The organism is Pseudomonas sp. LS.1a (assembly GCF_022533585.1).
Classification (GTDB): domain Bacteria; phylum Pseudomonadota; class Gammaproteobacteria; order Pseudomonadales; family Pseudomonadaceae; genus Aquipseudomonas.
In genome coordinates, this window is sequence record NZ_CP092827.1 from 2,350,488 (window position 1) to 2,368,799 (window position 18,312).

An 18,312-nucleotide genomic window follows, 5' to 3' on the forward strand; every position below is an offset into this window, starting at 1 on the left:
AGAATGTGCCACCCCCCAGATAAACCCATATCATGACCGACGTCACCCCAGCCGATTTGCTACCCATGCGCGATGTGGTCAGCCTGACCGGCATCAACCCGGTGACCTTGCGGGCCTGGGAGCGGCGCCATGGGTTGATAAGCCCGCAACGCACCGAGGGCGGCCATCGCCTGTACACGGCCCGGGATGTTCAGCGCATACGCGACATCTTGCACTGGACCGGCAATGGCGTGCCCATCAGCAAGGTAGGCGACATTCTGGCAGGCCAGGCAGATGCGCCGGTGCAGCAGCACTCGGTCTTCGACGACTGGCGCGCCGCCGTGGCGCGCGCAACCAAGGCATTCGATACGCAAGCGCTGGAAAGCATTCATGGGCAGTTATTCACCATCCTGCCCAAGGCCACCGTGCTGCGTGAGGTACTGATGCCGGTCTGGCACGGCCTGGCTTCAGGCATTGCGCCGGGCCAGCGTAGCCAATGGCTGTTCCTGGACATGTTCCTGCGCGCCCGCCTGCTGATGCGTCTGCAGATGAACCAGGCCGATGCGCCGCGCGTACTGCTGGCGGGCACCGAGGGGCAAGCCGAACTGCAGGTATTGTGCGCCGGGCTGTTGTTGAGCAGCGAGCAGCAACGCATCGAAGTACTCGGTTGCGGGCAGCCGTTGGAAGAAATCCCCATGCTGTGTGCGGCGATGCAGCCTGCGGCACTGGTCATCAAGGTTCAGGTGCCGGTGGACCCTGCCTTGGCCAAGCGCCTGCGTTCGCTGCAAATGCAGATTGCGTGTCCGCTGGCCCTGATTGGCGAAGGGCTGGCCGATTCGCCACCAGCCTGGCAAGGCGTGCCGTTGTGTCTGCTGGATGAGCAACGCGCTGACGCCGCAAGCATGCTCAACGCCTTGCTCAATGGTGCCCTGGACCTCTGACCACTGCCGCTTGCCGGGATAACCTCGGCAAGTTCCTCTGGCCCGCCCCCGATCACGATGTGCATTGTCACGGCCCGAACCGGGGCCCGCAGTAGTCTGCCGTATTGATCCCTGCCTGCTCCTGTGGGTTACGCCAGAAGTCTTGCCCCAGGGCGTAACCCGGTCCTGGGCCGGAATCATCGCGCCCCCCGCACTGGCCCAAAGCGCCTGCCAGCCCCCTCCAAGGCAGCGTTTCTGGCGGTTTGCCAGCTTCTGATAATCGCCTCCGACATCCCGTCCCCGTTTCGGAGCGCGCCATGTACAACAATAAGAATCTGTCCCCACGTTTGCTGGCGGCTGTTACCGCCAGCCTGTCGACCCTTTGCCTGAGCAGCCTCGCCCAGGCCGAGATCATGCTGTACGACAAGGACCAGACGACGTTTTCCACCGACGGCTATATCAACGCCTTCTACGTCAACAGCGATGTCGATCGGCAGGGCGAGCAATTCGATCGCCGCCAGTCACGGGTGAAGATGGGCTTTTTGCCCAACTACCTGGGCTTCAACATGGGCAAGCAGGTGGATGACCTGAAGCTCGGGGCGCGTGCCTCGTTCTGGGTCACCATCAACGACAGCGAAACCAACGGCACCGACACCGCCATCGACGTGCGCCAGTTCTACGGTACCGTGGCCAATCCCGAGTGGGGCGAGGTGCTGATCGGCAAGGATTTCGGGCTGTTCGCCCGTTCCAACATCCTGCTCGACGAACTGCTGGCCGGTTATGGCCAGGTCAGTGACACCCTGGGGCTGGTGGACGGCGGCGGGGTGTCGTTCGGCAACATCGGCAGTGGCTACCCGTACCCGTTCCCCACGTCGCAGATCACCTACCGCACGCCAGTGATGGACGGCCTGCGGGTGGCGGTGGGCATCATGGACCCGGTAGACACCAACGACAGCAGCCCGACTGGCAAGGCCTACCAGGAAAACCCGCGCACCGAGAGCGAGATCACCTACCAGTTCGACCTGGCTGGGGCGCAGATCTACAGCTGGGTCAACGGCAGTTACCAGACCTCCGACAATACCGACCCGGCGGTGCAGTCGGTCACCTCCAAAGGGGTCGGCTACGGTGTGCAGGCGAAGATGGGAGGGTTGTCGCTGACCGGCTCGGGGTTCCAGGCCAAGGGCATCAACCCGTTCTTCACCAACAACGCTGGCGAACCGACCTTGCGCAATGTCGACAGCGATGGCTACCTGCTGCAGGGCTCCTACAAGGTCGGCAAGAACCGTGTGGCGCTGTCCTATGGCAAGACCAAGGACGATGGCAATGGCGCGGTGGGCAGTGGTGCGGATTACCAGACTCGTGGCGTGGCGCTGTTCCATGACGTCAACGACAACCTCAAGCTGGTTGCCGAGTACAACCAGTTCTCGATCGATGGGCACGAAACCAGTGACCAGAACGAAGACACCGATACCTTTGCGGTGGGGGCGGTGTTGACCTGGTAGGCCCTCGGCTTCGACTCAAGATTGCCGGGGCTGCACAGCAGCCCCGGCAATCTTCGGTGAAAGCAATTACAACCATGGAACCGCCCACCCGCTACCCAAGTAGCATTCGTCCCCGGTACCCACCTTCGTACACTGAACCCTCAGCCACCCCGCGCCGGAGACCACGATGCAGCAGGCTCACAACGACGGTGTGGTCAGCGCCATGTCCCAGGCAACCGACGCCCGGCTGGCAGCCCAGGAGCTGGCGGCGCAGTTGCTGCACCCGCACCTGGGCTTCGTGCTGTTCTTCTGCTCTGCCGAATACGACCTGCAAGCCCTGGGCGAGGCCCTGGAGCAGGGCTTTGGTGGTATCCGCCTGGTCGGTTGCACCAGCGCCGGCGAAATCACCCCGCTGGGCTACGGCCGCAATTGCATAACGGCGGTAGGGTTCGACCATCGGCACTTTTCCATCGCCACCGAGCTGATCGATGAAATGGAGCGCTTCAGCCTGATCGACGCCCAGCAGATGGTCGAGCGCCTGGTTGGCACCTGCCGCAGCAATACCCTGGCACCGATCAAGGGCCACAGCTTTGCCCTGACCCTGCTCGATGGCTTGTCCAGCCGTGAGGAGATGGTGCTCGCTGCCCTCAGTGCGGCCCTGGGCGACATCCCGCATTTCGGTGGGTCGGCCGGCGACGACAACTACCTGACCCGCACCCACGTGTATTTCGGTGGCGCGTTCCACCACGGCGCGGCGGTGGTGGTGCTGGTCAACACCTGGCTCGACTTCGAAGTATTCACCACCCACCACATCCTGCCGCGCCAGGAAAAGCTGGTGGTCACCGGTGCCGACAGTGCCCAGCGACGGGTCTTCGAACTGAATGCCGAGCCTGCTGCCGAGGAGTACGCCCGGCACATCGGCGTGCCGGTGGACGAGCTCGACCACCGGGTGTTCGCCGCCCATCCGCTGGCCGTGCGCATCCACGACCAGTATTACGTGCGGGCGATCCAGCAGGTGCACCCGGACCTGAGCCTGAGTTTCTACTGCGCGGTGGAAAACGGCATCGTGCTCACCGCCATGACCCCGGGCCCGTTGTTACCGAACCTGCAGCAGTTGTTCGACGGCTTGCAGCAACGCCTCGGCCCACTGCTGCTGACCATCGGTTGCGATTGCTTCCTGCGGCGGCTGGAGTTGCAAGCCCATCACGGCCTGGAGCCGATCGGCGCGTTCCTGCGCGAGCAGCGGGTGATCGGCTTCAACACCTATGGAGAACAGTTCAATGGCATGCACATCAACCAGACCTTCACCGGGGTCGCCATTGCCCGCAACCGGCCTCCTGTCGGTCGCTGAACTGCAGGCCGAGGTCGCCCGGCTGCAGCACCAGAACCACAAGCTGCAGCGCATCAACGGCGCGCTGATAGAACGCATCGAGTCCGGCGTAACGCGTGGCAATGACCCTTACGCCGCGTTCCAGCATTCGGTGGTGCTGGCCGAACAGGTGCGCGAACGCACCGAAGCGCTGAACCAGGCCATGGCCGAGCTCAAGGCCGTCAACCGCCTGCTCAGCGAGGCCCGGCAGCGGGCCGAGACTGCCCACCAGCACCAGATTCGCCTGATCACCGACCATGTGCCGGCGCTGATCGCCTACCTGAATGCCGACCTGGTCTACGAATTCACCAACAAGGTCTACGAAGAATGGTACTGCTGGCCCCGCGGCGTGATGCTGGGCCAGAGCCTGCGCGAGGCCCACAGCGAACAGCATTACCAGCGCCTGGAGGCCTATGTGACACGGGCGCTGGCGGGGGAGAGCGTCACCTTCGAGTTTGCCGAGACCAACATCAACGGCCAGGAACGCTACATGCTGCGCTCCTATGTGCCGAACCGCCTGGCCAACGGTGAAGTGGTGGGCATCTTCGTGTTGATCCGCGACATCACCGAGCGCCGTAATACCGCACAGGCGCTGCACCAGGCCTATCAGCATCTGGAGCAACGGGTACGCGAGCGCACTGCCGAGCTGACCAGCCTCAACGAGCAGTTGCTGCGCGAAATCGAAGAGCGCAGCCGGGTGGAATCGCGCCTGCGCGAGGCCAAGCGCGAGGCCGAGCAGGCCAACCTGTCGAAAACCAAATTCCTTGCTGCCGTCAGCCATGACCTGCTGCAACCGCTGAACGCGGCGCGGCTGTTCACCAGTGCCTTGCTCGAACACCGCGAGCTGCAAAACAGTGCTCACCTGGTACGTAATGTCAGCAACTCCCTGGAGGATGTGGAGAACCTGCTAGGTACCCTGGTGGACATTTCCAAGCTCGATGCCGGGGTAATCAAGGCCGATGTCGCCCCGTTCGCCCTGCGCGAACTGATGGACAACCTCGCTGCCGAATATGCCCAGGTGGCGCGCAGCGAAGGGCTTGAGCTGCATTTCGTGGGTTGCTCTGCCGTGGTGCGCAGCGACATCCAGCTGCTGGCGCGGATCCTGCGCAACCTGCTCAGCAATGCCATTCGCTACACCCCCAGCGGCCGCGTGGTACTGGGTTGCCGGCGCCAGCGTGGCGGCCTGCGGATCGAAGTGTGGGACAGCGGAATCGGTATTGCCGAGGAGCACCTGGAAGAAATGTTCCAGGAGTTCAGGCGCGGCGATGTGCAGCGCCCGGACCAGGACCGCGGGTTGGGCCTGGGCCTGGCGATCGTGGAAAAGATCGCTGGCATCCTCGGCCACCGGATTCGGGTGCGCTCATGGCTGGGCAAAGGCTCGGTATTCGCGGTCGAAGTGCCGCTGAGCGCCACCGCGCCCAAGGCCCAGCCGAGCCTGGCGATCAGCGAGCCGATGCTCGAACGCCTGCGCGGGGCGCGGGTGTGGGTGCTGGATAACGATGCGGCGATTTGTGCCGGCATGCGCACCCTGCTGGAGGGGTGGGGCTGCCAGGTGGTCACCGCACTGTCGGAGGAGGACCTGGCGCGCCAGGTGGACAACTACCATGCCGAAGCCGACCTGCTGATCGCCGACTATCACCTGGACAACGACTGCAATGGCGTCGATGCCGTGGCGCGGATCAATGCCCGCCGCGCCCAGCCGCTACCGGCGATGATGATCACCGCCAACTACAGCAACGAGCTCAAGCAACAGATCCGCGAGCTGGGCCACACCCTGATGCACAAGCCGGTGCGGCCGATGAAGCTGAAGGCGGCGATGAGCCATTTACTGGGCAGCAGCGTGGCATAGCCGCCGGCCTATTCGCGGGCTTGCCCGCTCCCACAGGGTTCCCGCAGTTTTCAGTGTTGCGCAATACCTGTGGGAGCGGGCAAGCCCGCGAAGAGGCCGGAACAGGTCAGCGGCGCAGGTAATCACCGAAATCGATATCACCGGCACTGAGGATGGCCTGCACCCGGTTGTGCACGTTGAGTTTGCGCAGGATCGCCGAAACGTGGGCCTTGACCGTGGTCTCGGCGATATCCAGGGTGTAGGCGATCTGCTTGTTCGATTCGCCCTTGGTCATGCGCTCGAGCACCAGCAACTGCTTGCGGGTCAAGGCCTGGAGCATCTCCGGCGGGAAGCTCGGGGCATCGCTCAGGCGCCGGCTGGTGCTGCTTTTCTGAGCGCGGATGATATCGGGCGGCAGGTAGACATTGCCGTTGAGGATCTGCTCGATCGCTTCGATCATCTGTGAGCGTGGCGAGGACTTGGTGATGAAACCCACCGCACCGTAGGTGATGGCCTGCAGCACGATCTGCTTTTCCTGCTCGGCCGAAACGATCACCACCGGCGTGGTCGGTGCCTCGTTGCGCAGGGTGATCAGGCCATTGAGGCCATGCATGCCGGGCATGTTCAGGTCGAGCAGGATCAGGTCGAGGTCGTCGTGCTCGTGGGTCAGCGCCAGGGCACTGTCCAGGTCGGCAGTTTCCATGACTTCGCTGCCCTGGAAACCATCGCTGATAACGTTGTGGATGGCTTCGCGAAACAGGGGGTGATCGTCGGCAATCAGAATTTTGTACATGGCCTTTTCACCTCGTTTTTATTGGATGGAGCGGGGCACGCGTTCGCAGGCAATGAACTCAGGGGAAGGGTTCCGGCTGTGCCGGTTGCAGTGGCAGGTTGGCTTGCTGCCAGGCGTCCAGGCCGTCGCGATACCAATACAGATTCTTATAGCCCAGGGCTTTTGCGCGTTTTACCGCGTTCCAGCTCAACCAGCAATCGGAGCGGCAGTAAAAGACCAGCGGTTGCTCCGTGCGCCCGGCGGTGGCTTTTTGCAGGTTGCGCACGAAGTAATCGTGCCACGCTGGGCTCAGCTCGCCGTCGCCGGTGTTGGCCAGCCAGCGGCTGCCGGGGATGTTGGTGTGGGGTTCATCTTCGATGAAGCGGCCCTGCAGCCATTGGCGGCGATAGACGTCGATCAGCACCGGCTTTGGGGTGTGCCCCAGCAGGTTTTGCAGCGTGGCGGTGTCGATGACCTGGCCGCCTTCGACCTGCTGTGGGGTCGGGCTGCGGTAGAGGGTAGTGCGATAGCCCTCGGCGGAAAACAGCGGTGTGCTGTCGGCCTGGGCTATGCCCAGCGTCAGGCTCAGCGAAAGCGCCGCCAGCAATGGGCGTGGCAGCCGGGGCAGGGCACGTGGCATGGGGTTTATCCTTTTTGTTATAGGCCCATTACATGCCAGTGGCGGGGTATTGTGAATGCGACGATCAGACAGCAAAGGCAGTACTAAAGTAGTAGATGGCCGTGCGCGCAACCCTGTGGGAGCGGGCGCGCCCGCAGGGTTCGCGCTAAGCAAGGGATCGCTGCCGCTCAGCGCGGCTTGCGCAGCGCCGCATGCTGGGGGTTGAAGGTGAGGATCGCCAGCAGGGTGAACAACACGGTCAGCCCCAGGCATACCGCCAGCGCCAGCGGGTTGAAGCGTTCATACAAGGCAAAGCGCACCAGTTCCACGGCATGGGTGAACGGGTTCACGGCGCACAGCCAATACAGCCACTGGCTTGCCTCGCGCATCTTCCACAACGGGTACAGCGCCGAGGACAGGAAGAACAGCGGGAATATCACGAAGTTCATCACCCCGGCAAAGTTCTCCAGCTGGCGAATCGCATTCGACAGCAACAGCCCCAGGGCGCTGAGCATCAGCGCCACCAGCAACAACGCCGGCAGCGCCAGCAACAGACCCGCAGCCGGTGGTTGCACGCCATACAACCAGGCGATGGCGAGGAAGGCGTATACCTGCAGCAGGGAAATCAACGAGGTCGCCAGCAGCTTGCTGCCGAGCAGGAATGGCCGCGGCAATGGGCTGGTCAGCAGCACGCGCATGCTGCCCATCTCCCGGTCATAGACCATCGACAACGAGCCCTGCATGCCGTTGAACAGCAGGATCATGCAGGCAAGGCCCGGGATGATGTACACCTCGTAGGGAATGTAGGTGTCGTAGGGCTCGATGATCGCAATGCCCAGGGCCGCGCGAAAGCCGGCGGCGAACACCAGCAACCACAGCAACGGGCGCACCAGGGCGCTGAGGAAGCGTGTGCGCTGCAAGACGAAACGCAGGCATTCGCGCAGGAGAATGCCGTTGAAGCACTGCCAGTAAGCGTTCATCGGGCATTGACTCCTGTGGGGGCGCTGGTCAGGCGGGCAAAGGCATGGTCGAGGTCACCGCCGTGCTCCAGGCTCAGGGCATCGGCCGTGCCGCTGGCCACCAGGCGCCCCTGATGCAGAATCAGCAGGTCGTCGCTGGGCTGCACTTCGTCCAGCAAATGGGTGGTCCACAGCACACTGAGGCGCTGCTCGCGGCACAGCAGCCGCAGGTGCTGGTTGAGCGCCAGGCGGCTGGCCGGGTCAAGGCCGACGCTGGCCTCGTCGAGCAACAGCAAGCGCGGTTCATGCAGCAGTGCGCGGGCAATCTCCACCCGGCGCCGATGGCCGATGTTCAGCGCCCGAACCGGCTCACGCCGCCGCTCATCGAGGCCCTGGCGGGCCAGTTCGGCATCGACCCGAATAGTGCCCTGGCGCCGCGACAGGCCATGTAGCGAAGCGTGGTAGCGCAGGTTCTGCTCCACGCTCAGGTCCAGGTCCAGGGTGCTTTGCTGGAACACCACGCCCAGCTGGCGCAAGGCCGGGCGCGCCGCGTTGCGCAGCGAGCAGCCGCACACGCGGATGTCGCCATGCTGCAGGTCGTACAGCCGGGTGAGCAGGGCGATCAAGGTCGACTTGCCGGCACCGTTGGGCCCCAGCAAGGCGGCGAAGCGCCCGGGCGCCAGGCTGAAGCCGACCTGCCTGAGCGCCTCGCGCTGGCCGTAGGCAAAGCTCACGTCACTGACTTCGAGGGTATTCATGGCGTCACCACCACGCCCCAGGGGTAGCGGCCGACCTTCACCGACTTGAGCACCTTGAGGTTTTTTGCATCGATCACCGAAACGTCGCCGCTGACCCCGTTGGTGGCCAGCAACTGGCTCTGGTCCGGGGTGAACGCCAGCTGCCAGACCCGCCGGCCCACCAGCAGGTAGTCGAGTACTTCGTAGGTGTTGGCGTCGACCACTGCTACATGGTTGGCCGGGCCCAGGGCGACGAATGCGTACTTGCCATCGGCGCTGAGCTTGATGCCCACCGGCTGGACCTTGTCCGGGTGCACGCCCTTGATCTGGAAGTTGAGGGTTTTCAGCACCTGGCGGCTGGCCACATCGAGGATGGTCACCGTGCCGCCGATTTCCGCCGAGGCCCACAGTCGCGAGCCGTCCTGGCTGAACTCGACGAAGCGCGGCCGCTGGTCCACCGGGGTGCTTTCCGCCAGGGTCTGGGTGCTGGTATCGATCCAGTGCAGCATGTTGGTGGTCTCGCTGGTGTTGACCGCCCACTTGCCATCCGGGCTCACCGCCATGCCTTCGGGCTCGATGCCGACGTCGATCTGCCCGAGCACCTTGTCGGTCTGGGTATCGATCACCGTCACCAGCGCGTCGTCCTCGTTGGACACGTACAGCCAGCGGTCGTTGGGGTGCAGGGCGAACTGCTCGGGGTCCTTGCCGGAGGGCAGTTCCTTGATGATCTTGCGGGTGGCCACGTCCATCACCTGCACCCGGTCCGAATCGCTGGCGCAGATGTACAGCAGCGTGTTGTCGTGGGACAGCAGCAGGCCGCGCGGGCGCTGGCCCACCGGCAGGGTCTCGGTGACTTGCAGGGTGTGCATGTCGATCAGGCTGAGGCTGTTGTCCTTCTCGTTCGACACCCAGGCAGTGGCGGCCACGGCGTGCCCGCCGGCAAGGGCCAGGGCGCCCGACAGCAGGCTTGGGTAAAGCAGTGCCCGGTGAAACGGGGAGCGGCGCATGGCGAAATCCTTTTTTGTTGTGGTTATCGGGTCAGGGGTAGCCGCAGGTCACTTCGGGCTTGTCGTAGCCCAGGCTGTCCATTTCGTTGAACGGGTGCAGGAAGCCCTCCTGCGGCGAGGTGCTGACCAGGGCCCGCGGTTGTACCAGCGGGATCGGTTGGCGCAGCTCGCCGTTCCACGGGCGGTAGCTGAGCTTGCGGCCCTTGAAACCGTCCAGCGGCAACTGCTCGCTGAGCAACAGTTGCTGCAGGGCACGGGGCTCGGCCTGGCGCAGTTTGTTCACTGCGCTGGCGACGCTGCGCACGGCCATCCAGGCGGCGAAGTCGCGGTCGTTCATCCAGCGCCCGGCCTGGGCTTCGAAGCGCTTTTGCAACTGCGCCGCGCCGAAGGTTTCCACGGTCTTGTGCCAGCCGGTGGGGGTCAGGCCCTGAGTGCCGGCCACCGGGCGCGGGTACCAGGTCTGGTAGGGCAGGTACTCGCCGAAGTCGCCGCGTTCGTCGGCCACCAGCACCACGTCGTACTCGGCGGTTTGCGTGAACAGCGGCATGTCGGCCTGGGCGCTGCGACGCTGGTCGTTGTCGAATGTCCAGGCTTTCTCCGCGACCAGCTGCATGCCAAAGCGTTTCATGGAGCGGCGCAGGGCCGCCGCGTAAGCCCGGTCGTCGTCGGTCTGGCCGACGATCAACAGCGCCCGCTGCCACTTGCGCAGCACCAGGAACTGCGCCAGGGCATCGGCCAGCATGGCGCGGCCGGGCAGGCTGTGCAGCACATTGCCCAGGCACTGGCTGCTGCGCAGGCTGTCGTCCGGGGTGCCGGCGTTGAACAGCAGGCTGTCGGGCAGGGCGGCCGACAGCTCGCGCAGGCTGGCGGCGGGGGCATTTACCACGAACAGTCGCAGGCCCTGGTCATGCTGGGCCTTGGCGGCTTGCAGCAGGGCTTCGGGGCTGTCGACGCTGGCCTTGGCCAGTTGGAATTCCTGTTTGAGAAAGCGCCCGCTGCTGTTGCTGTCGACAATGGCCAGTTCGGCGCCCTGCAGCCCGGCATCGGCGGGCTCGGGGATGATGTTGGACAGCAGCGGGCCGGGATCGGGGCGATAGCCCAGGTAGCCGATACGCACCTGCAGCGGTTCAGCGACCTTGGCCTGTGCGGGGGGCGCCGGCAGCGTCGCGGCCAGGGCCAGCAGGCAGGTCAGGGCAAGGTGGGCAGGCTGGCGCATAAAGCAACTCCACGGCAGATGGCGCCAGCATAGGAAGCCCGCCGGGAGGGGGAAATATGCAGAAAGTAGCGCACGGCCGGTACCAAGGTAGTAATTCGCCACGCGGGCCCGGGTTTTACGATGGGCCGCAGCACCCTCGGAGGAGAACCGCCCATGCGCCTTGTCAACCTGTCGGCCCTGTGGCGGATCAACCTCTGGGTCACGTGTTGCTTCGCGCTGGTGACGCTGGCTTGTGCCGGGGTGCTGTTGCATCAGGCGGTGGCTGATGTGGAGCGGGAGTTGCAGTCGGCCGAGGCCGTAGTGGCGTACCTCGGCGACACCGCCGAGCGCGACCCGCAGCGCCTGCAACCACGGCTGACGCAAAGCCTGCGCCATGTGCGGGTGCACTGGCTGGCGGCGGATGAGGCAGCGCGGCTGCCGCAAGAGGCCGGCCTGGATGCCTGGCTGGGCCGCCAATTGCTTGGCCAGCGCCACGGCAGCAGCCGGCTGCTGGAACTGGGTGACGGCCGCCGGGTAGTGATCGCCGTGGATGCCCGGGATGAAATCGACGAGGTCCGCGACTCCCTGCAGCAGCTGTTGGTCCTGTGCGGCCTGGCGTTGTTGCTGAGCTTGTTGACCATCCGCTGGGCGGTGCGGCGGGGCATGGGCTTGCTGGACGATCTGCTGCAGGCCTTGCGCCAGGTCTCGGGCGGCCAATTGACCACTCGCCTGCGCGAGGCCGGCCTGCCGGAGGCGCGCCAGCTGGCGGAGCACTTCAACCGCATGACCGCGTCTCTGGAGCAGGCCCGGGCCGACAATACCCAACTGACCCAGGCCCTGCTGGCGGTGCAGGAGCAGGAGCGCACTCAGCTGGCGCAGACCCTGCACGACGACCTTGGGCAATACCTGGCGGGTATTCGCGCCCAACTCTGCCTGCTGCGCATGGTGGCCGACCAGCCCACCATGGTGGCGCAGACGACACGTGCCCTGGAGCTCGATTGCGAACGCCTGCAGCAGGGTTTTCGCGCCTTGGTACACGACCTGTATCCGCTGGCGTTGCAACACATGCCGCTGGCCGAAGCCTTTGGCCTGCTGGTGAGCCAATGGCAGGCCAGCCAGGGTATCGAATGCCGCCTGCGGGTCGGCGAGCAGCTGCCGGTGCTGCCCGGGGCGAGCCGCACGCATTTGTATCGCTTGCTGCAGGAGGCGTTGACCAACGTTGCCCGGCACGCCGGCGCCAGCCAGGTGCGGGTGCGCCTGCAACGCAGCGCCAAGGGCTTGCGCCTGCTGGTTCGCGACAACGGTTGTGGCGCGAGCCAGCCCCAGCGCCCCGGGGTAGGCCTGCACTCGATGGCCGAGCGCGCCCGCAGCCTGGGCGGTGAACTGCGCATCCTCAGCCGCCCGGGTGCCGGCTGGGCGCTGGCCCTGAACATTCCTATGGAGGTGTGATGAATATCGTATTGGTCGATGACCACGCCGTGGTCCGCCAGGGCTATGCCAGCCTGCTGCGGGCGGTGCTGCCGACAATACAGGTGCGTGAGGCTGCCAGTGGCGAAGAGGCGCTGGCCCGGGTTCAGGAGCAAGTGCCCAACCTGGTGATAATGGACTTTGGCCTGCCAGGCATCAGCGGCCTGGAAACCACCCGGCGCCTGCGTCAGCGCCTGCCGCAGCTGCGAGTGCTGTTCTTCAGCATGCATGACGAGCTGCCGCTGGTGCGCCAGGCACTGGACGCGGGGGCCTCGGGTTACCTGACCAAGAACTCGGCACCCGAAGTGCTGATCGAGGCGGTGCAGCGAGTGTTGGCCGGGCATGCCTATATCGAACAGCCTTTGGCCACCCAGCTGGCCTGTACCTCACAGCAGAGCGCCAGTGACCCGCGCCTGCAGCGCATGACCCAGCGTGAGCTGGAGATTTTCGTGATGCTGGCCAAGGGTACACCGGTGCGGGGGATTGCCGAGCAGCTGTGCATCAGCGCCAAGACCGTGTCCAACCACCTGACCGTGCTCAAGAGCAAGTTGCAGGTCAGCTCCCATGCCGAGCTGGTGCACCTGGGGATTGATCTGGGGGTGGTGCGGGTGGCGGGGTGAGGTCTTTATGGGTCGGGTCCGGACCCTGTGGCAGCGGGCATGCCCGCGAACACCGGCGAAGCCGGTGCCAGACACCGCGTAGGCTGCTTCGCGGGCGAGCCCGCTCCCACAGGTAACCGAGCGGTTGCAAAAATGGCAGCGCTCAATTGTCCCAGGTCTCAGGGCACCCCTTGCATCCTTCCATGTTGGCCTCCTGAAAATTCCCGTAATGCTGCCGCGCCCCGCGCAGATCGGCGCGGGCCAGGTTGCTCTGGCCGAACTTGGCCTCCTGCAGGTTGGCATCGCCAAGGTCGGCCCCTTGCAGGTCAGCCTTGCTCAGCCAGGCCATTTCCAGGTCCGCCGCCCGCAGGTTGGCCTGGTGCATCTTCGCCCCTGACAACCTGGCGAACTGCAGGTAGGCCGCGCTGAGGTCGGCCTTGGCAAATTGCGCACCTTGGGCAAACAGGCCCCAGCCCTGAATCGCCACCAGCCGGCCATGGCTCAGGTCGGCCAGGCGCAGGTTGCTCTGCTGCAGGCTGGCGCGGGTCAGATTGGCGCCCTGCAGGCGTGCCTTTTCCAGGTTGGCCAGGTCCAGCCGGGCATGGCGCAGGTCGGCATCGCGCAGGTCGGCGCCGGCCAGGTTCATCTTGCGCAGGTCCTGGTTGGCCAGGTTGGCGCCACGCAGGTCGGCCCCCGGGCACTGGCTGGCTTCGGCAATCACGCAACCATTGATGGTCAGGGGGGTATCGGTGCCAGCGTCGTCGGCATTGTCGGCCATGGCAGGGGATAGCACGATCAGCAAGGCAAGTGGCAGGTAGTTCATGGTGAAAGGCTCCTGGCAGGAGAAAGGCAGAAGCGGGGAGGGGCGCAGGCCCGCTCCCCGCTGCAGATCAACGCTGTGCAGTCTTGTTGTCCCAGCTGGGGATCTTGAACACCCAGAACGAACCGCCCTGGGCTACCGGCTTGGTCAGCTCGGCCATGTCGCCGCCCCACAGCGGCACCGCACCGCCGTAGCCCACGGTCACGCCGATGTACTGCTCGCCGTCCTGCTCCCAGGTGATCGGCGGCGAGACGATGCCGCTGCCGGTCTGGAACTTCCACAGCTCCTTGCCCGTTTTGGCGTCGAAGGCCTTGAAGAAACCGTCGCCGGTGCCGGTGAACACCAGGTTGCCCTTGGTCGCCAGCACGCCGGCCCACAGCGGCAGGTGCTCCTTGTGCTCCCACACCAGCTTGCCGGTGGTCGGGTCCATGGCGCGGAGGGTGCCGACGTGATCGTCATACATGCGCTTGATGCGGAAGCCCATGCCCAGGTAGGCCGAACCCTTCTTGTAGTTCACTTCCTCGGTCCAGTACTCCTCCTTCCACTGGTTGCCGGGGATGTAGAACAGGCCGGTGTCCTGGCTGTAGGCCATGGGGTTCCAGTTCTTGCCGCCAAGGAACGGTGGCGAGACCTCCACCGGCTTGCCCTTGGTTTCGCCCGGCAGCGGTTTGGCCGGGCGCTGCTCGGGGTTCTCCACCGGGCGCCCGGTCTTGAGGTCGATGTGGCTGGCCCAGGTGATGTTGTCTACGAAGGGGAAGGCGTTCTGCAGTTTGCCGTTGCTACGGTCCACCACATAGAAGAAACCGTTGCGGTCGGCGTGGGCGGTGGCCTTGACCTGCTTGCCATCCTTGTCCTTGTAGTCGAACAGCACCAGCTCGTTGTTGCCGGAGAAATCCCAGGCATCATTGGGCGTGTGCTGGTAGAACCACTTCACCTCGCCGGTGCTCGGGTCGACGCCGACCTGCCCTGAGGTATACAGGCTGTCGAAGTCCTGCGGGTTGCCATCCTTCGAGGTGCGCGCCCAGGTGTTCCAGGGGCCGGGGTTGCCCGCGCCGACAATGATGGTATTGGTCTCGGGGTCGAAACTGGCGCTTTGCCAAGGGGCGCCACCGCCATGGCTCCAGGCTTCGACCTTACCGGTTTCGGTGGTGGGGTCGTCCGGCCAGGACGGTGCTTTGACGTCACCGGTCGGGGTGCTGTCCTTGCCGTTCAGGCGGCCCATGTGGCCTTCGACGAAGGGCCGCATCCACACTTCTTCGCCGGTTTCCGGGTCGCGGGCGAACAGTTGGCCGACCACGCCGAATTCATCGCCGGAGCTGCCGTGGATCAGCAGCACCTTGCCGCTGGTCTTGTCCTTGATCAGCACCGGGGCGCCGGTCATGGTGTAGCCGGCACTGTGGTCGCCGAACTTCTTGTTCCACACCACCTTGCCGGTGCGCTTGTCGAGGGCGATGACCCGCGCGTCCAGGGTGCCGAAGTAGATCTTGTCGCCGTAGATCGCCGCGCCGCGGTTGACCACGTCGCAGCAGGGGCGAATGTCATCGGGCAGGCGCGCATCGTATTGCCACAGCTTCTTGCCGGTCCTGGCATCGAGGGCGAACACCCGCGAGTAGGAGCCGGTGACGTAGACCACGCCGTCGCTGACGATGGCCTGGGATTCCTGGCCGCGCTGCTTCTCGTCGCCGAAGGAATAGGACCAGGCCGGGGTCAGCTTGAACACGTTCTGGTCATTGACCTGGGCCAGCGGGCTCCAGCGCTGGGCGTTGGTGCCCATGCCGTACTGCAGCACGTCCTGGGTGGTCAGGTGGTCGTTGGCGATGTCTTCCCAGGTCACGTTCTTGCTGGCAGGTGCTGCTGGGGCGGTGGCCGCCGTGGCCGCGTTGCTCAGGGCCAGGCTACCGACCAGCAGCAAGGCCCGCACGCTCAGGGCCAGAGGGGAAAGGGCGGGTAGCGTTCTTGTTGTCATGGTTGCAGTTCCCAGTGGAAGTTTTGGCCTGCACAGGGTGGGGCGGGGCGGACGTTGCGGGATACGGAAAAAGTCCCGCCCTTGCCGGGAATAGTTCCCGCGGCGCACCTCATTTGGCCCTTCGCCACAAGCCCTACTACCAAGGGATTAAGGCCCGGCCACCAAAGCAGCATTCGGCCGCCTGCGGGCTGTTTCTAAGATGGCGGCACGGCCTCTGTGGTTGAGGCCTTGCGTGCAATCGTGAGGGCATAAGAATGACAACAAAACGCAACGTCTTGCTGGCTGCCGGGCTGCTTGCCAGTGCAGTGCTGACCGGCACGGCCTGGGCACATGGCAATGTGGTGCCCCAGGCCGTGGAAACCCAGGGCCTGACCCCGATCAAGGACGCCGGCGTAGCCCTGGATGGCGATGGCTGGGCGGCGGTCAACCCGTACCGCAGCTCTCCCGAGCACGACAAGGCGGTGGAAATCGGCGCCTCGGCCTACAACCAGAACTGCGCCGCCTGCCATGGCCTGGAGGCCAAGTCTGGCGGTATCGCCCCGGATTTGCGCATGCTCGATGCCGGCGAGGCCGGGGATGAATGGTTCGTCGAGCGGGTACGCCACGGCGCCGTCCGCGACGGCCGGGTGTACATGCCGAAGATGGCCGACTACTTGAGCCAGGAAGCCCTGTGGGCGGTGCGCACCTACCTGGACAGCGTGCACGTCGAGGAGTGACGGCCATGCGCCTGTTGGCGGTGCTGTTCAGTACCCTGCTGCTGTGTTGCGCGGCGGCGCAGGCACAGGTGCGCAGCTATGACGCGATCATCGCCGCCGGTGAACTGAAGGTGGCGGTGTACAAGGACTTCGCGCCCTACAGCTTCGAGGACCACGGCCAGCCACGCGGTGTCGACGTGGAACTGGCGCAGGCCCTGGCCACGGCGTTGGGGGTGCGTTTGCAGCTGGTCTGGGCGCCACCGGGGGAAAAGCTCGACGACGATCTGCGCGACTATATCTGGCGCGGCAGCCCGCTGCGTCACCAGCAACTGGCCGACCTGATGATGCGCGTGCCATACGACCACGCCTACGCGCAAAGGCGCAATGAGGTGGGCGAGTTGGAAAACGCCCAGGTGGTGATGTTCGGCCCCTATCAGGAGGAGCGCTGGCAGGTCGCCTACGATCGCCGCCGCCTGCCCTCGGTGGCCAGTGTCGCGGTGTTCCGGCAGCACCCGATCGGGGTCGAGGTGGACAGCGTGCCGTCGTTCTACCTGACTTCTGTGTTCAACGGCATGCTGAGTGCCAAAACCCATCATTACCCCAATGTGCAGCAGGCCTTCGGTGCCATGCAGGCCGGCCAGGTAGACGCGGTGATGGCGATGCGCGGCGAGGTTGACTGGCAATTGCACCAGGCCGCCGACCCGCAACTGGCACTGGCGGAAAACGCCTACCCGAACCTTGGCAAGCAGGCCTGGGAGATCGGCATGGCGGTGCATGAAAGCAACCGGCAGCTGGCCTATGCGGTGGAGGAGGCGCTTGAGGCGCTGATTCGTGATGGGCGGATGAAGGCGATTTATGCCAGTTACGGCCTGCGTTACCAGGTGCCGGAGATGTACCAGTAACAAGCTGCGCAGGCTTGCGGGTTTCTAAAGGCAACACATCCTCCCTGTGTGAGCGGGTTCACCGAGGCGTCGAACCGCCGCGAACACCGGCGAAGCCGGTGCCATATACCGCGTCGCATTCTTCGCGGGTGAACCCGCTCCCACAGGGACCGCGCAAAGTCAGTGAGATCCGTGTTGATTAATGGGAGTGGGCGATGAACTGGCGAGCGACTTTCCTGCTGGCCTGCTGGGTGCCCTGGGCCGCACAGGCCCTGGCCAGCGAGCCGAGTAACCACAAGGACCCGGTACCGTCGGTAATGTGGGACTTCTACCACAAGCAGCTGCTGGGCCAGGCCGCGTTCGTCTTCGATGACCGGGTCAAGCTGCTGGCGCCACCCTTTGCCGAAGACGCACGCCAGGTGCCGCTGGAGATCGACGCTAGGGCGTTCAGTGGCGAGGTGGTGCGGATGCTCGTCTGGGCCGAACTCAACCCGCTGCCGCGCATTGTCGACTTCCAGCCCGGCGAGCGGGTGCTGCCCTGGTTGTCGATCCGCATCCGCGTCGAACAGGCCACGCCACTGCGTGCTGCGGTGCTGACGCGCGACGGCCTGTGGCATGTCGGCTCGACCCTGATCGATGCCGCCGGTGGCGGTTGTACCGCGCCCAGCGTGGTACGCACTCAGCCCGGCTGGGAGGAGCACCTTGGCGAAGTCCTGGGCGGGCGCTACCCGCGCGGCGACAGCAGCCGCCTGCGCCTGCAGGTGGCCCATCCGATGGATAACGGCCTGGTCAGTGGTATCCCCGAATTCTTCCTCAACCATGCCGAGCTGCAGGACGCTGACGGCCAGCGCCTGGCCAGCCTGGAACTGTACCCGGCGGTCAGCGAAAACCCCAACCTGGGCTTCGACATCCAGGGCCCCGGGCCGACCCGGTTGGTGTTGCAGGACAACAGCGGCAACCAGTTCGAGGCGGCGGTGCCCTGAGCGCGTTGCCCCACTTCATTCCTGACCCGAGGCGC

General features: G+C 65.0%; 17 protein-coding genes. 9 read left to right on the top strand and 8 right to left on the bottom strand.

The window, feature by feature from the left end; all coding sequences use genetic code 11:
• The first annotated feature begins 32 nt into the window (after positions 1 to 32).
• From MKK04_RS10780 to MKK04_RS10795, 4 genes are all read left to right on the top strand, one after another.
• Positions 33 to 920: a MerR family transcriptional regulator gene (locus tag MKK04_RS10780; protein WP_241106571.1), complete on the top strand. Its 888-nt coding sequence runs from the start codon at positions 33 to 35 to the stop codon at positions 918 to 920.
• A gap of 296 nt (positions 921 to 1,216) precedes the next feature.
• A complete protein-coding gene (locus tag MKK04_RS10785; RefSeq protein ID WP_207830347.1) occupies positions 1,217 to 2,401 on the top strand; it encodes a porin in 1,185 nt (394 codons plus the stop codon).
• 166 nt (positions 2,402 to 2,567) lie between these two features.
• Positions 2,568 to 3,731, top strand: coding sequence for a nitric oxide-sensing protein NosP (gene nosP, locus MKK04_RS10790; protein WP_241106572.1), 1,164 nt, complete (start codon positions 2,568 to 2,570; stop codon positions 3,729 to 3,731).
• Positions 3,700 to 5,598, top strand: a complete 1,899-nt coding sequence (locus tag MKK04_RS10795; RefSeq protein ID WP_207830343.1) for a hybrid sensor histidine kinase/response regulator — start codon at positions 3,700 to 3,702, stop codon at positions 5,596 to 5,598. The genes nosP and MKK04_RS10795 overlap by 32 nt, the downstream gene beginning before the upstream one ends.
• Before the next feature lie 106 nt (positions 5,599 to 5,704).
• Here the strand turns inward: MKK04_RS10795 and MKK04_RS10800 are convergent, their stop codons facing one another.
• The 6 genes from MKK04_RS10800 to MKK04_RS10825 all read right to left on the bottom strand — a co-directional run bounded on the left by MKK04_RS10800 (position 5,705) and on the right by MKK04_RS10825 (position 10,887).
• Positions 5,705 to 6,370, bottom strand: a complete 666-nt coding sequence (locus MKK04_RS10800) for a response regulator transcription factor (RefSeq protein WP_063913564.1) — start codon at positions 6,368 to 6,370, stop codon at positions 5,705 to 5,707.
• A gap of 58 nt (positions 6,371 to 6,428) precedes the next feature.
• Complete coding sequence (locus MKK04_RS10805) at positions 6,429 to 6,989, bottom strand: PQQ-dependent catabolism-associated CXXCW motif protein (protein ID WP_063913563.1); 561 nt, start codon at positions 6,987 to 6,989, stop codon at positions 6,429 to 6,431.
• 167 nt (positions 6,990 to 7,156) lie between these two features.
• A complete protein-coding gene (locus MKK04_RS10810; RefSeq protein WP_013972167.1) occupies positions 7,157 to 7,948 on the bottom strand; it encodes an ABC transporter permease in 792 nt (263 codons plus the stop codon).
• Positions 7,945 to 8,685 carry an ABC transporter ATP-binding protein gene (locus MKK04_RS10815; protein WP_207830341.1) on the bottom strand — a complete coding sequence of 247 codons (741 nt, stop codon included), beginning with the start codon at positions 8,683 to 8,685 and terminating at the stop codon, positions 7,945 to 7,947. The genes MKK04_RS10810 and MKK04_RS10815 overlap by 4 nt, the downstream gene beginning before the upstream one ends.
• Entirely contained in the window at positions 8,682 to 9,671 is a 990-nt protein-coding gene (locus MKK04_RS10820) for a YVTN family beta-propeller repeat protein (protein ID WP_207830339.1), read from the bottom strand. Before MKK04_RS10820 ends, MKK04_RS10815 begins: the two co-directional genes overlap by 4 nt.
• Before the next feature lie 31 nt (positions 9,672 to 9,702).
• Positions 9,703 to 10,887, bottom strand: coding sequence for an ABC transporter substrate-binding protein (locus tag MKK04_RS10825; protein ID WP_233694247.1), 1,185 nt, complete (start codon positions 10,885 to 10,887; stop codon positions 9,703 to 9,705).
• A 153-nt stretch (positions 10,888 to 11,040) separates the two neighbouring features.
• Between MKK04_RS10825 and MKK04_RS10830 the strand changes: the two genes are divergently transcribed.
• Entirely contained in the window at positions 11,041 to 12,315 is a 1,275-nt protein-coding gene (locus MKK04_RS10830; RefSeq protein ID WP_207830333.1) for a HAMP domain-containing sensor histidine kinase, read from the top strand.
• Entirely contained in the window at positions 12,315 to 12,953 is a 639-nt protein-coding gene (locus tag MKK04_RS10835; protein ID WP_241106573.1) for a response regulator, read from the top strand. The genes MKK04_RS10830 and MKK04_RS10835 overlap by 1 nt, the downstream gene beginning before the upstream one ends.
• Before the next feature lie 142 nt (positions 12,954 to 13,095).
• Here the strand turns inward: MKK04_RS10835 and MKK04_RS26650 are convergent, their stop codons facing one another.
• Positions 13,096 to 13,755 carry a pentapeptide repeat-containing protein gene (locus MKK04_RS26650; protein ID WP_233687499.1) on the bottom strand — a complete coding sequence of 220 codons (660 nt, stop codon included), beginning with the start codon at positions 13,753 to 13,755 and terminating at the stop codon, positions 13,096 to 13,098.
• A 67-nt stretch (positions 13,756 to 13,822) separates the two neighbouring features.
• Positions 13,823 to 15,718 carry a quinoprotein ethanol dehydrogenase gene (gene exaA, locus MKK04_RS10845; RefSeq protein ID WP_241106574.1) on the bottom strand — a complete coding sequence of 632 codons (1,896 nt, stop codon included), beginning with the start codon at positions 15,716 to 15,718 and terminating at the stop codon, positions 13,823 to 13,825.
• Positions 15,719 to 15,972: 254 nt separating this feature from the next.
• Here exaA and pedF point away from each other — a divergent pair, with 254 nt between their 5' ends.
• The 3 genes from pedF to MKK04_RS10860 all read left to right on the top strand — a co-directional run bounded on the left by pedF (position 15,973) and on the right by MKK04_RS10860 (position 18,277).
• Entirely contained in the window at positions 15,973 to 16,434 is a 462-nt protein-coding gene (gene pedF, locus MKK04_RS10850) for a cytochrome c-550 PedF (RefSeq protein WP_207830319.1), read from the top strand.
• A 5-nt stretch (positions 16,435 to 16,439) separates the two neighbouring features.
• The gene (locus MKK04_RS10855; protein ID WP_207830316.1) at positions 16,440 to 17,315 is read left to right on the top strand and encodes a substrate-binding periplasmic protein; all 876 of its coding nucleotides are present in this window, start codon (positions 16,440 to 16,442) and stop codon (positions 17,313 to 17,315) included.
• A gap of 194 nt (positions 17,316 to 17,509) precedes the next feature.
• Entirely contained in the window at positions 17,510 to 18,277 is a 768-nt protein-coding gene (locus tag MKK04_RS10860) for a quinoprotein dehydrogenase-associated SoxYZ-like carrier (RefSeq protein WP_241106575.1), read from the top strand.
• Positions 18,278 to 18,312 lie beyond the last annotated feature (35 nt).

Bases quoted from the DNA above. Each gene is read 5' to 3' on its own strand.
- MKK04_RS10780 (WP_241106571.1), top strand. From the start codon at position 33: ATGACCGACGTCACCCCAGCCGATTTGCTACCCATGCGCGATGTGGTC.
- MKK04_RS10785 (WP_207830347.1), top strand. From the start codon at position 1,217: ATGTACAACAATAAGAATCTGTCCCCACGTTTGCTGGCGGCTGTTACC.
- nosP (WP_241106572.1), top strand. From the start codon at position 2,568: ATGCAGCAGGCTCACAACGACGGTGTGGTCAGCGCCATGTCCCAGGCA.
- MKK04_RS10800 (WP_063913564.1), bottom strand. From the start codon at position 6,370: ATGTACAAAATTCTGATTGCCGACGATCACCCCCTGTTTCGCGAAGCC.
- MKK04_RS10805 (WP_063913563.1), bottom strand. From the start codon at position 6,989: ATGCCACGTGCCCTGCCCCGGCTGCCACGCCCATTGCTGGCGGCGCTT.
- MKK04_RS10810 (WP_013972167.1), bottom strand. From the start codon at position 7,948: ATGAACGCTTACTGGCAGTGCTTCAACGGCATTCTCCTGCGCGAATGC.
- MKK04_RS10815 (WP_207830341.1), bottom strand. From the start codon at position 8,685: ATGAATACCCTCGAAGTCAGTGACGTGAGCTTTGCCTACGGCCAGCGC.
- MKK04_RS10820 (WP_207830339.1), bottom strand. From the start codon at position 9,671: ATGCGCCGCTCCCCGTTTCACCGGGCACTGCTTTACCCAAGCCTGCTG.
- MKK04_RS10825 (WP_233694247.1), bottom strand. From the start codon at position 10,887: ATGCGCCAGCCTGCCCACCTTGCCCTGACCTGCCTGCTGGCCCTGGCC.
- MKK04_RS10830 (WP_207830333.1), top strand. From the start codon at position 11,041: ATGCGCCTTGTCAACCTGTCGGCCCTGTGGCGGATCAACCTCTGGGTC.
- MKK04_RS10835 (WP_241106573.1), top strand. From the start codon at position 12,315: ATGAATATCGTATTGGTCGATGACCACGCCGTGGTCCGCCAGGGCTAT.
- MKK04_RS26650 (WP_233687499.1), bottom strand. From the start codon at position 13,755: ATGAACTACCTGCCACTTGCCTTGCTGATCGTGCTATCCCCTGCCATG.
- exaA (WP_241106574.1), bottom strand. From the start codon at position 15,718: ATGACAACAAGAACGCTACCCGCCCTTTCCCCTCTGGCCCTGAGCGTG.
- pedF (WP_207830319.1), top strand. From the start codon at position 15,973: ATGACAACAAAACGCAACGTCTTGCTGGCTGCCGGGCTGCTTGCCAGT.
- MKK04_RS10855 (WP_207830316.1), top strand. From the start codon at position 16,440: ATGCGCCTGTTGGCGGTGCTGTTCAGTACCCTGCTGCTGTGTTGCGCG.
- MKK04_RS10860 (WP_241106575.1), top strand. From the start codon at position 17,510: ATGAACTGGCGAGCGACTTTCCTGCTGGCCTGCTGGGTGCCCTGGGCC.